The sequence below is a fragment of the [Mycoplasma] falconis genome, from assembly GCF_006385795.1.
GTDB lineage: Bacteria > Bacillota_I > Bacilli_A > Mycoplasmatales > Metamycoplasmataceae > Metamycoplasma > Metamycoplasma falconis.
In genome coordinates, this window is record NZ_VFSS01000004.1 from 11,712 (window position 1) to 25,555 (window position 13,844).

General features: G+C 24.9%; 14 protein-coding genes and 1 other RNA gene. 5 read left to right on the top strand and 10 right to left on the bottom strand.

Features of this window, described 5'->3' with window-relative positions; translation table 4 throughout:
- Positions 1 to 39: 39 nt before the first annotated feature.
- The 7 genes from FJO69_RS01560 to efp form a co-directional block, all read right to left on the bottom strand.
- A complete protein-coding gene (locus FJO69_RS01560) occupies positions 40 to 930 on the bottom strand; it encodes a bifunctional 5,10-methylenetetrahydrofolate dehydrogenase/5,10-methenyltetrahydrofolate cyclohydrolase (RefSeq protein WP_140781253.1) in 891 nt (296 codons plus the stop codon).
- Between the two features lie 3 nt (positions 931 to 933).
- Positions 934 to 1,110 carry a DUF2188 domain-containing protein gene (locus tag FJO69_RS07015; RefSeq protein ID WP_140781254.1) on the bottom strand — a complete coding sequence of 59 codons (177 nt, stop codon included), beginning with the start codon at positions 1,108 to 1,110 and terminating at the stop codon, positions 934 to 936.
- Between the two features lie 77 nt (positions 1,111 to 1,187).
- Positions 1,188 to 1,572: a transfer-messenger RNA gene (gene ssrA / locus FJO69_RS01570) on the bottom strand.
- A 1-nt stretch (position 1,573) separates the two neighbouring features.
- On the bottom strand, positions 1,574 to 2,011 hold the full coding sequence (smpB, locus tag FJO69_RS07020; protein ID WP_140781255.1) for an SsrA-binding protein SmpB: 438 nt from the start codon (positions 2,009 to 2,011) through the stop codon (positions 1,574 to 1,576).
- An 83-nt stretch (positions 2,012 to 2,094) separates the two neighbouring features.
- Positions 2,095 to 3,975, bottom strand: a complete 1,881-nt coding sequence (locus FJO69_RS07025) for a thiamine pyrophosphate-binding protein (RefSeq protein WP_140781256.1) — start codon at positions 3,973 to 3,975, stop codon at positions 2,095 to 2,097.
- The gene (locus FJO69_RS01585) at positions 3,962 to 4,276 is read right to left on the bottom strand and encodes an MMB_0454 family protein (protein WP_140781257.1); all 315 of its coding nucleotides are present in this window, start codon (positions 4,274 to 4,276) and stop codon (positions 3,962 to 3,964) included. The genes FJO69_RS07025 and FJO69_RS01585 overlap by 14 nt, the downstream gene beginning before the upstream one ends.
- 1 nt (position 4,277) lies before the next feature.
- The gene (gene efp, locus FJO69_RS07030) at positions 4,278 to 4,835 is read right to left on the bottom strand and encodes an elongation factor P (RefSeq protein ID WP_140781258.1); all 558 of its coding nucleotides are present in this window, start codon (positions 4,833 to 4,835) and stop codon (positions 4,278 to 4,280) included.
- Positions 4,836 to 4,944: 109 nt separating this feature from the next.
- On the opposite strand from efp, the gene nadE reads away from it, so the two are divergent.
- Positions 4,945 to 5,712 carry an NAD(+) synthase gene (nadE, locus tag FJO69_RS01595; protein ID WP_140781259.1) on the top strand — a complete coding sequence of 256 codons (768 nt, stop codon included), beginning with the start codon at positions 4,945 to 4,947 and terminating at the stop codon, positions 5,710 to 5,712.
- A gap of 68 nt (positions 5,713 to 5,780) precedes the next feature.
- On the opposite strand, the gene FJO69_RS07035 is transcribed toward nadE, so the two are convergent.
- The 3 genes from FJO69_RS07035 to FJO69_RS07045 form a co-directional block, all read right to left on the bottom strand.
- Positions 5,781 to 6,929, bottom strand: a complete 1,149-nt coding sequence (locus tag FJO69_RS07035) for an MHO_1580 family protein (protein ID WP_140781260.1) — start codon at positions 6,927 to 6,929, stop codon at positions 5,781 to 5,783.
- Between the two features lie 246 nt (positions 6,930 to 7,175).
- The gene (locus FJO69_RS07040) at positions 7,176 to 7,508 is read right to left on the bottom strand and encodes a hypothetical protein (RefSeq protein WP_140781261.1); all 333 of its coding nucleotides are present in this window, start codon (positions 7,506 to 7,508) and stop codon (positions 7,176 to 7,178) included.
- 158 nt (positions 7,509 to 7,666) lie between these two features.
- Positions 7,667 to 8,215, bottom strand: coding sequence for an inorganic diphosphatase (locus FJO69_RS07045; protein WP_140781262.1), 549 nt, complete (start codon positions 8,213 to 8,215; stop codon positions 7,667 to 7,669).
- A 105-nt stretch (positions 8,216 to 8,320) separates the two neighbouring features.
- On the opposite strand from FJO69_RS07045, the gene ruvA reads away from it, so the two are divergent.
- From ruvA to hisS, 4 genes are read left to right on the top strand one after another with little or no spacing between them, the layout of a single operon-like run.
- Complete coding sequence (gene ruvA / locus FJO69_RS07050) at positions 8,321 to 8,941, top strand: Holliday junction branch migration protein RuvA (RefSeq protein ID WP_140781263.1); 621 nt, start codon at positions 8,321 to 8,323, stop codon at positions 8,939 to 8,941.
- The gene (ruvB, locus tag FJO69_RS01620) at positions 8,919 to 9,869 is read left to right on the top strand and encodes a Holliday junction branch migration DNA helicase RuvB (protein WP_140781264.1); all 951 of its coding nucleotides are present in this window, start codon (positions 8,919 to 8,921) and stop codon (positions 9,867 to 9,869) included. The genes ruvA and ruvB overlap by 23 nt, the downstream gene beginning before the upstream one ends.
- 36 nt (positions 9,870 to 9,905) lie before the next feature.
- Positions 9,906 to 12,581, top strand: coding sequence for a protein translocase subunit SecDF (gene secDF / locus FJO69_RS07055; protein ID WP_368853735.1), 2,676 nt, complete (start codon positions 9,906 to 9,908; stop codon positions 12,579 to 12,581).
- Between the two features lie 8 nt (positions 12,582 to 12,589).
- Positions 12,590 to 13,843: a histidine--tRNA ligase gene (hisS, locus tag FJO69_RS01630; protein ID WP_140781266.1), complete on the top strand. Its 1,254-nt coding sequence runs from the start codon at positions 12,590 to 12,592 to the stop codon at positions 13,841 to 13,843.
- Position 13,844 lies beyond the last annotated feature (1 nt).

Sequence of the window (13,844 nt, forward strand, 5' to 3'; positions counted from 1 at the left end):
TATTTAACTTATATATTAATATTATATTTCAAATTTGGCTTATTTTCTTTCTAATACGTCGACTATACGTTTAATATTGGGTAAATAAGTTCATAAATTATTTTTATTAGCCCAAGTTTTAATTAAATTTAAATTTAAGGCAATTACTGTCATCGGACCAACCCCACCTGGTACCGGGGTAATATAAGATGCTTTTTTAATAAATTCATCAAAATTTAAATCCCCGTAAATTTTATTGTCAATACGATGAATGCCGACATCAACCACGACAACATCATTTTTAACTTGATCTACTGTAATACAGTCTCTTTGACCTGTTGCTACAATAATAATATCGTTTTGATTCATATTATCTTTAGAAGTAAATTTATCGTAAGCATTAACGTTGCAGTTTAAGGATTTAAAATAATTGGTTAAAGGTTTACCCACTATTTTGCTTTGTCCTATGACACCAATTGTTTTATGATTAAAATTAATACCATAAGCTTTTAATAAAATTAAAATACCTAATGGGGTAGCAGACATAAAATAAGGCGGATTTTTAAAATCACTATTTGCATTAAAATCGTTTAAAGCATCAATATCTTTATCAGTTGGAATTAAATTTAATAATTCGTTGACATTTTTTATTTTATTTGTCATCATCGGAAGTTGAATAATAAAACCGTTTGTTTCATTAGATAGTTTTTTAATTGCGGCAATTATTTCTTCTTGATCTGCATTTTCTTTTAATTTTAAAAACATCGTTTTGATACCCAAAACCGATGCATTGTTAATTTTATGTTTAATATAAATGTTAGATTCTTCTAGATTACCGACTTGAAGAATACCTAATGTTGGTTTAACAATATCAACTGGTAAATTTTTAAAATCATTTAAAATTGTTTCTTTAATTTGTGTTGATAATGCTTTACCATCTAATAAAATCATGTATTAAGCTTTTCTAAATGCACCTTTTTTAGATTGTACTAAAACTGATGTTGTATCACTTAAAGATCATGCATATTCCATTGCTTCTTTTTGGGTTTTAAAAATTCTTAAAGCTTTTTTACCTTTTGGGTTTTTAACAGCTCAACCCTCATCATGGTTTACAACATAACGAACAGCCATAATTGCCTCCTAGTTAAAATATTTATATTAATAATAATATTAAAAATAAGCAGTTTTTTAAAACAAAAATAAAAAAATGGTGGAGATGCGGGGAATTGAACCCCGGTCCACACATCTTAGGCATTGATCGTCTACAAGTTTATTCAGTTTTATAAGCAGTTAGTGAAGATAGTAAACTAAAAAACTTCTCTGCTAACTTTAGCATAAATGTCGCAAAATATATGCTAACTTTATTTTGCCAAGCTCTCCAATCAGACGAATTACAAACCGAGCTAATTTGTAGGTCTGCCTATTTTATAAATTAAGCAAATAGGTATTGTGTGTTGAATGAGTTTACATTGTTCATGTAAGCTGTTTCAACTTTTTTGTTTTCGTTTGCGCTTAAAAAGCCTAGTGATATTAAGGTTTATCAAACCACTGCAAATCAATGATTAGGATGTCTGTCGAAGCCATTACACCCCCACTAATACTTCAAACTTTTAGCAATGTTTTTGTTTTGCTCTTCTTGGATAATTTTTTGGCGTTTGTCAAATTTTTTCAATCTTTTAGCCAAAGCTATTTCTACTTTAATATGATTGCCTTCTCAATAAATTTTTAAAGGTAAAATAATCATATTTAAACGTTCTGCCTTGTTTTTAATTGCTAAAATTTCTTTTTTATGTAATAGTAATTTTCTTGAACGATAAGGATCACACTTCACTAACATATATTGAGCGATATTTAGATTGTTTAATCACATTTCAAGTTTGTTGCTAATAGAACAAAAAGCTGTTTCCATTTTAACATTTTTAGCTCTTAAACTTTTAACCTCTCAACCTAAAAGAGAAATGCCACATTCTCAAGAATCTTTTATTTCATAATCAGATTTAGCAAATTTATTGATTGCTATTAATTTTGACATAATTTAATTTTATATGATTTGCTTTTTTAACCTTAAAAAAAGCAAACAAAAATCTGCTTCATTATAGGGCAGATTTTTATAAATTATTTAGTTTTATTTTGTTTAGATTTAGTAATTATTTTGCTAATTTTATTAATTAAATTCTTTTTATCTAATGCTGTTTTTTCCGCAATGTCTTTGCCTGATTTTAATTCGTCTATATTATCTAAACCAATGCAATATTTAGCATACTTATTTCAGCTAAAAGAAGAAACACTTTCAAAGGAAATTGCATAATTTTTTGTATATTTAAGTTCTCTTAAATTGTCTCTATTTGAAGCTGAAATAACACTCAAACCTAAAAGTTTACCAACTTCTAAAGCTAATTTTAAATCATGACCAGAAGAAATTAAAACTCAATCGAAGTTTTCTTTTTTAAGATAATAAGCACCAAATTTAATTTCATTTTTAGAAGTATTATTTAATTCAAAATTTGAATTTTTATCAAAACAAATAGCGACCGGTCCGTTGTTATTATTTAAATAAAATTCAAATGCCCCTTTAAGTTCGTTTTTATCGGCTGATCTAAACAATTTAAGACCGTCAATAGTTCTTAATTTAGCTATTGTAGCAGGTCCAACATTGTTAATAATATTAGTTGAATTCAATAAATTATCATCTTTAAAGATATATAAAATATTTACTTTATTTTTAATAGCTAATTCAATTGAATCAATTAATTTATCGGCATAAGCTAATGAACTTATTAAAACTGGTTTGCTATTTAAATAAGCTGAAATACCGCTAATAATACTTGCCGAACATTCATTTCTAGGACCAAATAAAACGCTTCGACCTTCTTTATTATTTAAAGCATAAGCTCCATCTAATGATTTGATATTTTGAAAATCATGATGGTTATTAGCACCTAAAAAAAGATTTTCATATTTTTGGGCTAAATTATCCAAAATTTGTTCGGTTATTTCACCTAAATTACTATCTTTTTGAATTGTTAAATCATTTAAATTTTCTTTCAAATTATTGTTTAAAAATTTAATTAATTCGTCTGATGGAGTTCAATGTGAAAATTGATCACTTAGTTTAGCAAATCTGTTTTGATAAATTTCTGCAACTTCTTTATATATTGCAAAATTGTCAGTTTTTTTAAATAATAAACTTTCTTTTAAACTTTCTAAATCTTCTTCGTTTAGAAGCTTTCCATCTTTTTTAAGATCAAAATTTAAAACTTTTTCACCTAAAATTGAATCGATTTCAATTACAACAGGTTTATTAAATCTTTTAGCCTTGTTAATAGCTTTATAAATTGATTTAGGTCTTCCGTCTTTAACAAAAATATAACCTAAATTAAGAGAATCAAAATATTGAGCCGGTTTTAATCTTCTAGTTGACAAGGATTGATAATCGCTAAAATAACTACCACTATCTGCTAAAATAATCAATCTTTTAAGCTGTTGTTCCCCTGCGAAAGCCAATGCTTCGCTAGCGATACCTTCTGATAAATCAGAACGATTACAAATTAAATAAGTATAGTTTTTTAATTCTGAAAATTTATTGCTTAAATAATTTTCAGCTAAAGCAAAGCCAACCGCTTGAGCTAAATTTTGACCTTTACTAGAACCGGAAACTTCAATACCTAAATTTAAGTTCTTATTTAAAATAACATCTAATTTTGCATTTTTAGTACCATAAGATCTAAATTCTTCATCCGAAATTAAACCCATAAATCTTAAAGTCGCTAGATATAAAGGATTTAAAAGGTTTGATGAAACAATGATTCTGTCTCTTTTAGGACTTAAGGGATTTTTAACATCAAAGTTATAATGATAGAAAAAAAGCTCGTGAAAAATTTTAGCAGCTGTCATAATTTTGGCAGGTTCGCCTAAATTAGATTGTTCTATTGCTGCTAAGGTATTAATTTTTAAATTGTCAATTGCTAATTGATCGAAATTTTTATTTCTTTTCATTTACAAAACCTTCAAAAATTAAGTTAATGTTGATTGGTTTATTATCGATTAATGAATAAACTTTTTGTTCGATTAAAAAAATTAATTTTTTAGTTTCAAACAAAAAACTATTTGAGTTTTTAGCTTTATAAGATAAACTAAATCTAAAATTTGATTTAGTTTTATTAGGTTTAATATTAATCTCACTAGTTGATACTAAATCGCTACTATCTTCAAAAATTTGTTGAATAGATTTTTTAATAGCATCAATTTCAACATAATAAGGAGTTTCTGTATTAGTATTAACAAAAATTGGTTCCATATTAAGCACGACCTACGTATTTACCTGTTTCTGTTGAAATTAAAATAACTTCTCCTTCTTTAATAAATAATGGAGTTTCTACTATATAACCAGTTTCTAAAGTAACTTTCTTTTGAGCTGCTTGGGCAGTATTTCCCTTAACTGCGTCTGGTGATTCGGTTACTACTAAAGCTACGTTTGAAGGTAGTTCTAAATCTAAAACTTCGCTTTCGAATTTTCTTACAACTACTTTTTGGCCTTCTTTTAGGAAATTCATTTCTCATTCTAGATGTGAAACTGGGATTTCAATTTGTTCAAAAGTTTCTTGGTCCATTAAAACTACGGCTTCGCCAGTATTGTATAAGTAGTCCATATTAACTTTGTCGATCATTGCTTTTTCAACTTTATCTCCACCAGTAAATGATTTAATAGTGGTTGATCCAGTTCTTAAATCTTTAACTTTAGCTTTAACGTTAGCTTGTCCACGTCCTTGTTTTGAATGTTGTGCTTCTAAAACAACATAAATTTGTCCGTCTAATTGGAATGTAACTCCTGGTTTTAAATCATTAACATTTATCATGATTCCTCCGTTTTTTAAAATATAAATTTAATTAATAAAATAAATAATAATAAATAAAATGATAATAAAAAATGGCTATATTTTCTAAATATTTAATAAAATTAAGCTTATGAATAATAACGATTTCAAGAAAACTATCTTAACTAATAAAGAATTAAAAATTTACCAAATTTTAATTAAAAAAATTAGAAATTGATTAAGACAAAAAGTAAATTCTGCTAAAGCTAATGGAATTGCTTTAGGTATTTCAGGCGGGATAGATAGTGCTACTTTAGCTAAAATTTGCGATGAAGAATTTCAAGAAAAAGCTCATTTTTATTACTTTAAAACTAAACAAGACACTTATACCGAAGATCATATAAATCAATTACAAAAGGTTTTAAAAAATAAGATAGAAATTATTGATTTAACCAACGAATATAAACTTATTATTAATAATTTAAAATTAGAAAAAAGAATTGCTAAAATAAACACAAAATCAAGATTGTTTATGACCTCAATATACGCACTAAGTCAAGATAAAAATTGTTTAGTTTTAGGAACCGATAATTACGATGAATTTTATTTAGGATATTTTACTAAGTATGGCGATGGTGGATGTGATCTTTTACCATTTGCAAACATTAAAAAATCAGACGTTTATGCAATGGCGAACATTTTAAATATACCGAAAAGTATAATCGATAAAAAACCTTCTGCTAATTTAGAAGAAGAGCAATATGACGAAGACGAATTAGGTTTTTCATATGACCAATTTGAAAAATGATTAATCGATAAAAATTCAGTCTCAAAAGAAGTACAATCAAAAATTGAAAAAGCACATAAATTAACAGATCATAAAAGAGATAGAATTCCTGTGGGTCCCAAACTAAAATAAAGGTAGAAACGATTGATTTCTACCTTTATTTTTTAAAAACTTACTTATTTTTAATTGATTATTTAAATTTATTTATTAAATTTAGTTCAGTTATTAAATTGTTCGTAATTTATTTTTTCTTCTAATTTTAAAGTTTTAATTTGCAATTTAATTAAACCATTATTAATATTAAAAAATGGTTTTTCAATATTAAAAGAGAAAGGAATTTTTTTACTATTAAAAACATTATTAAGTTTTATTAAAAAATTTCCAGAAACTTGGCCTTTATAGTTTAAAGGTAAATAATAACCGGTATCTAAAATTGATTTGTCACTTAATATAAATTCACTTAAATTTGTGTCATAAACATATTTATTTTTATGTGAATATTCATATTTAATTAAATCAGTTCCTGTTGCAATTTTTCTTGATTCTAAATTTAAATTTTTATTTTTAAAATTATTATCTATTTCAACAGATTCCACAATCGGTTTCAAACCTTTTAAATCTTCAATTTTAGATGTTTTAAAAGGCGAAGAATAAAACATTCGATATTCACTCGTAGCTATTTTATTTCAAGGTTTTCCTAATTCTGGTTTGTTAAAAGTTAATAAGCTATTTATAAATCTTTTAATTAAAACTTTGTTTTTAATTTCATCAATATTCGGTATTTTGCCAGATATTTTAAAATACAAGTTATCTACATAACCAAATTTAATCGGACCTTCAAAAACTTTAGTTAAAGAACCTGATTCAGAAATTTTATTATTTAAATCTAACCTAAAACCAAACTGATAAAAATGTGTATTTCTAAACTTATTATATGATTCTATTTTTATTGATTTAATTTCGTTAAAAATAATATCTTTTTCAAGGTTTTTATTTAAAAATTTATTTATCTTAATAATTTGATAATTATTTGAATTAACATTTTTATCAATATTAAATTTTGCTTTATAACCGTTAATAAAAATATTTTGAAAATTAGTATTTAGTAAACTATTATGTATTTTAAATATTAAAGTCGCAGTATTATTTTGATTTCTATGTATTTCAATTTCAATTGGTTTATCTTTTAATTTATCATTATTGACTTCTTTGTTTTTACCAAGATGACCACCTACCCCAACACCTTGTAAACTATCTCGATAATAAAGTGGATGTCAATTAAAATCAAAATCTAAATTTTTTTGATAAACAATTTGATTGGAATTAACAATATTTGCATCTACAATCATTTATTTTTTCCATTGTTTAATTAAGGCTAAATAGCTATTGAATATGCAAGTTTTTAAATCTATAAACTGTTTAAATCTTCACATGATTGCTAAATTCAATAAAGCATTAAACCTTTTTATCATTTTTTACTCCCTTTTTGTCTAGTTTTATCTAGACACCTAAATCACATCATCTTTTTTGCTAAAAGAAATTAATTAGAAACTTTAAAATAAACTTATTTATATAAATAAATTTTTCAATCAGTTTTATTTTCATAATCAAGTTAAACATAAAAATAACTTTTTTAAATTACGATAATATGTTGATTTAGAACAATAAAATTCTTTTCAACATGTATTATTGCCATTTTTATCGATAAAAATATGTTTATACATTTTTTGTATTTCTTCAGGTAAAGAATTTACAAAGGTATCGTATAACTTCTTTTTAACCGCATCAAATAAAGCTTTTAATTTTGTTAATTTTTCTTTATTAAATAATTCATTAGGAATTTCATTAGGTAAATTACTTACATCAACTCAACAAGCGAGGTTCATGTGTAATTCAACTAATTTATTTTCCGCTAAAATTCTTTTCATTTGCCTCCTTTGTATAATAAAATACTGCATTTTTTAATTTTTTTAAAAAGAAAAATTTTCTTAAAATAAATAAAAATCTGTGTTTTCACAGATTTTTAAATTTCTAATAAATTTTTTAAAAAATTGCAATTATTGCAGTTTTTCTTGTTTTTGAAAAATTAAACGTATTTATCAGGGTGTTCAACTTTCATTTTAGCAACAAATTCATCTTTATCCATTTTGCCGTATTTTTCCATTAATTCAACACATTCTTCGTATTCTTTTTGTGCTCATTCGATGTCTTTAAAACCTTTAACTTCGGTAACGTTTTTACCTTTAAATTCTTTATAAGTACTAAAGAAATTACGAACAGAAACTAATCACATTTGGTCAATATCAGCTAGTGATTTAATATGATCTAAACGATAATCATCGGCATGAACGGCGATTAATTTGGTATCGGTTTCACCCGAATCAATCATTTGCATTGCACCAATAACTCTAGCTTCTAAACTTGTGCCAGGCATAAATGTTTCACTTGAATAAACCAAAACGTCTAATTCGTCGCCATCTCAATCAAGAGCTTCTGAGATATAACCATAGTTAGCAGGATATTTAAAATCGCCTCTTAAAATTCTATCTACTTTAATTTTTCCTGATTTACGATCGTATTCGTATTTAATTTTTGAATCTTTACTAATTTCAATATTTACTTCAATATTTTTCATACAAATTATTTTAGCATTTTTTAATTTTTCGAAAAGTTTTCCTCAGTTTTTCTTAAAAGAGAAAATAGATTTTTATTAAATCTTAAACTAGGGTTAGGAGGAAAAATGAAGGTTTACTTATTTGGCAAAATTATGCATATTAACACTAACTATTTAATTTTAGATCACGCCGGCATCGGAGAATTAATTTACGTTCCTAATATATCGCGTTTTAAAAAAGACGAATTAAGAAAAATTTTTATATGTAATATTTCAAATGAATATACAAACACTACTTATGGGTTTGACAATTTTAAGGAATTAGTTTTATTTGAAGATTTAATCGCTTTATCAGGCATTGGACCTAAAATTGCTTTATCAATTTTAAATAACGGTTGAGAAAATGTATTATCTTGAATAGCAAATAGCGAAGTTAAAAATTTAAGCAAGTTGCAATTTGTATCTAATAAAATCGCTAACAATATTGTTTTTACATACAGTGAGAAATACAAAAAGTTTTTAAATAAATTAAGTGAAGATGATGAAACAAAATTTAAAGAAAAAATTGAAACATCTAAAAATAAAAGTCAGTTTGAAGAAACTATGAAAATGTTAGGTTTTAAATATAATCAAATTAAATACGCTTTGGAAAATATTACATTATCAGATAATATCGAACAATGCGTTGAAAATGCTATCAAAGTTATTAGCTTAAAACAACAAAATGAACCAAGAGTTCAGGGTTAATACTTTTGATGATTTTATTGGTCAAGAAAAATTAATTAAAACATTAAAAATAATTATCGCTTCAGCAAAAGAGCAAACTAGACCAATAGATCATTTATTATTTTACGGACCGCCAGGATTAGGTAAAACTAGTCTTGCTAAAATTATTGCAAACGAACTAAATGGTAGCATTGTTTATGTACAAGGACCAATGATTGAAAAGAAAAGTGATATTTTAACTATTTTTTCTTCAATTAAAGATAATGACATTATTTTTATTGACGAAATTCATAGTATTAATAAAAACGTTGAAGAATTATTTTATTCAGCTTTAGAAGATCGGGTTATTGACATTGCCTTAGGTGTAGAAGGCAATAAAAAAATAATGCGTCTTAATTTAAAAAACTTTTCTTTAATTGGTGCTACAACAAAATTAAATTTAGTTTCTAAACCACTTAAAGATCGGTTTGGCTATATAGGAAAATTGTTGCCCTATAATAGCGAAGAAATTAAAAATATAATTTTAAATTCAGCAAAAAGAAATAATATAAGTATCACGGAAGAAGCGGCAAATTATATTGCTATTCATTCACGACAAACACCAAGAATTGCTAACAATCTTTTAAAAAGAGTTAACGATTTTTCTATCTTTAACAAACAAGATAAAATTACAGTGCAAATTGTAAAAAATTCCTTTAAATATTTAGACGTGCATATGTTTGGATTGTATCAACCACAAATAGAATATTTAAAAACATTAAAAAATATTTTTAAAGAAAAATTTGCTTCTCTAGAAACTATAAGTTCAATTACACGTGATGATAAATACACGATTTTAAACGAAATTGAACCTCTTTTAATAGTAAATAATTTAATTGAAAAAGGACCAAGAGGCAGAAGAATTACAAAAGAGGGAAGTAAATACCTAAGTGATCTAGATATTATTTAAATATTTATAATATTTATTTTGTATAATTTAAAAATTATGAAAAAGGCAAAGTTTATTAGCAATAAATTTAGGTGAATAATTAATATATTTGTAATAATAGCAATGATATTAACCGTAATCTTTGGCGGTCTTTTTTATTTATCACCTAAACTCAAACAACAAAACACCGATATTTTAAAAAGCAATATCGCTTTAAAAATTAATATTAATGATGACGATAAATATAAAAATTTTAATAACAAGGATGTTTTGAGTTATACAAAAGCTTATTTGGAAAACGAAAGTGAAATTTTGTCTTCTAATTACACCATAAATGTTAATAGCAAGGAAACTCTTGACATTTCAAGTATTAAAGATAAAACTGATTTAGATAAGGATAGATTGATAAATTCACTAGAAAAAAAAACTTATTTAACAGTTACTGATAAAGATGGAAATCCTTTATTTTACAAAGGTATTTACATTCCGAAATATTATGCAGCTGACATGCCTGAAAGTAATAAAAAATTTACTTTGAAAGATTTTATTAATGAAGGCTCAGAAAACTTTAATATGAGTTTGCAGGCAAACCCAGCAAGTTTAAGTAACAAAAACGGTTTAACAAATCGTGTTGAAATAAAATTAGACCAAAAAGGTTGAGATCAATTTGTCAAAATGACTAACGAATACTATTTAATGTATTCATATTCATTACAACAACAAAATCAAGAATATGATCCAAAAGACAATCCTGCTAATAAAGTTTATTTTTGAATTAATTTAGAAGAATTTATTCAAGAAGCTAAAACAAATTACCCAGAAGAATGAAAAGCTTCAGGAGAAAACCCAGTAAACTTTGCCTATATCAATAATCAATCAGCTCCTAAGGCGATTTATAAAACCGATTCAAACGGTCAAAAAAATTTAGAAAGAGTTGACAATCCTGTTTTAAAATACCATCAAATTAACGCTCGTAAATATTTAATTAGTTCGATAGTACCATGAGGATTACTATCAAAAGATAAGTTAAGTTCTTCATTTACTTTATTAAACAATAACAAACAAGGCTTAACAGACAAAGAATTAGCTAATGCAATTAATTTTGCTTATGCCCCATTTTCTTTAAAAGAAGAATATTCATATTTTGAAAAATCTAAAAAAGCTGGTAATTTATATCTAGTAGCAATTTCAATTATTTTTGCATTATTTGCAGTATTCTTGATAGTCAGATTTAGAGTATTTGGTTTAATAGCAACAATTTTAATTAGTTTATTTATGTTTGTTGTTTTAAGCATAATATCTGCATTCGGAATAACAATTAATCCAATAGTAGCATTTACATTATTAATATCTTTCTTTATAGGTTTTTTAATTTTAAACAACCATTTAGAAATATTTAAACGCGAAACCTTACAAGGCGGAAACGCAAATAAAGCGATTAAAAAATCTAACAAAAATGGTCTTATTTCTAATTTAGATGCATTAGTAGGTTTAACAATTGTTTCATTAATAGCAATTTTTATAAATGTTGCATATATCAATACAATAGGGATAATTATGTTTATTTCCATCTTTGCAATGTTGATATTTGCAAATATAATTCCGCTTTTACTATTTAGAAGTATTGTAAAAACAGAAAGCTTTGATGATAAATTAAAACTATTAGTTTGAAATAGTTCCAAATTAAATGTTTTAAATGAAAAATTCGATTTAATTAAAAAAGCTAAATATTACTTTATTGGTTTTGCTTTATTCATAATAATGTCTTTAATTTTTATCGGCATTTATAGCGGTGCTTTTAGTTCATCTGTCAATGGTTTATATTTAAGTTCACAAGCAAGTCAAAATTACGAGCTAGTAATCGGATCTCAAAACAACAATTTAAAAATTAATTTAGATCAAGCTTTAAAAATTTCACAACTTATTAAAGAAAAGAATGTGGCTTTAAGTGTCGAACCAATTTTAAACAATATTCAAGAGCAAACTTATTTAATTAACGTGATAAGCAAAAACGATTTAACCGATATATTTAATAATTCTTTATTATCAGATATTCAATCAATATTAAATACTCAAGATAAAATTTCATTTGTTTCTTATCAATTATCTTCAGAATCAATAGTCAAAGATACAGGATTTGTAATTTTATTAATAGTACTTTCATTAATATTTAATTTCATTTATATGACAATTAGATATTCATTGGTAAATGCGATTATTTTAGTTATTAAAAATGTATTAGTATTTATTTCAATTTTTGCTTGAATGTTTATTACTTACACTCAATTTAATTATTCTATTTTTGGAGTATTTATTTTAATTACAATGTTTAACGTGGTTGATGACTATATGTTATCATCTCAATTAAAAGGAGAATTTAGCCACGATTTAACAACTAAAAACTTTATTTACAGTAAAGAAGATTTAAGCAAAATGTTTAAATTATTTGCAAATCAAATTTTTGTACGTAATTTATTTACATTTTTATTTGCTATTGTATTTATAATTGCAAACTTAAATTTAATTACAGATTTAAATTCTACTTTTGTTTTAGGATTTAGTTTTGGTTTAATTTCAACAGCGTTTATAAACCAATTCTTAATAACTTATATTTGAATGAAACTTTTAAATAGAAAATATCAAATAAAAGAAAAAAGAATTAAAAACAAATACTGAAAAACAGAAAAAATTGAAGAACAAACATTTATTGGTATTAACGATTTTTCTATATAGGAGGTTATATGTTTAACCGTTTAAAGGGCACAAAAGATATATATGGTCTTGAATTAAAAGTAGTTAATTATATTAAAGAGATGTTTTTTAATGTTTCAAAAAAATATAATTGCGAAGAAATTCAAACACCGATTATTGAAGATATTAATTTATTTATCAGGTCAGTCGGTGAAACGAGTGATATTGTAAGCAAAGAAATGTATGCCTTTGAAGATTTGGGCGGTAGAAAAATCGCATTAAGACCAGAGGGAACAGCATCTGCTATTAGAGCTTTTTGCGAAAACAGAATTAACAATATGGAATGAGGTAGGTTTTCTTATTTTGGGCCTATGTTCCGTTATGAAAGACCACAAAAAGGACGTTATAGACAATTTCTTCAAGGTGGAATAGAATTAATAGAAAATAAAAGCTCATATACTAATTTGGAAATTATTAAATTAGCTGTTGATTTTTTAGAAGCAATTAAAGTTAAAGATTATATTTTACAAATTAATAATTTGGGTTCTTTTGAAACTAGAAACAAATACATTAGTGAACTAAAAAAATATTTTGAAAACTATAAAGATCAATTAAACGAAATTTCAAAAATAAGATTAGAAAAAAATGTTTTAAGAATTTTGGATGATAAAGAAGAAATTCAAAAAGAGTTTGTTAAAAATGCTCCTAAATTATTAGATTTTTTATCAAGTGAAGAAAAACAAGATTTCCAAGACCTTTTAAATCTTTTAGAAAAATTTAATATCAATTATCAAATAAACCCATATTTAGTAAGAGGGTTAGATTATTACAACGATATTGTGTTTGAATTTGTATCAAATTCAGAAGCATTAGGTTCTCAATCAACCATTTTAGCCGGTGGAAGATATGACGGTATGATTAAGGAATTTGGCGGTCCTGATATCGGATCAATCGGATTTGCTTTCGGTGTGGACCGGTTATCCGAAATTATTACTTTTAACATCGATAATTATGAAGAGTTGTTGGAAGATAATTCAATTTTAATTGGATGACAAAACGAAGAAGATAAGGATTTTATTTTAAAAGTTGCTTATGAAATTAGAAAAGAATTTAATGTTAAATTAATTAACAAGCAAATTTCAATTAAAAATTTATTTAAAAATCAATTTAAATTTAAACCTAAATATTTAATTTTTAAAGAATTAAATACAAAAGAAAAAGAATTAAAAGTTAAAACATCAGAAAAAGAATTTATATTTGAATATAACGACATTGAAGATTTTAAAAAAGCTATAAAGGAATAAT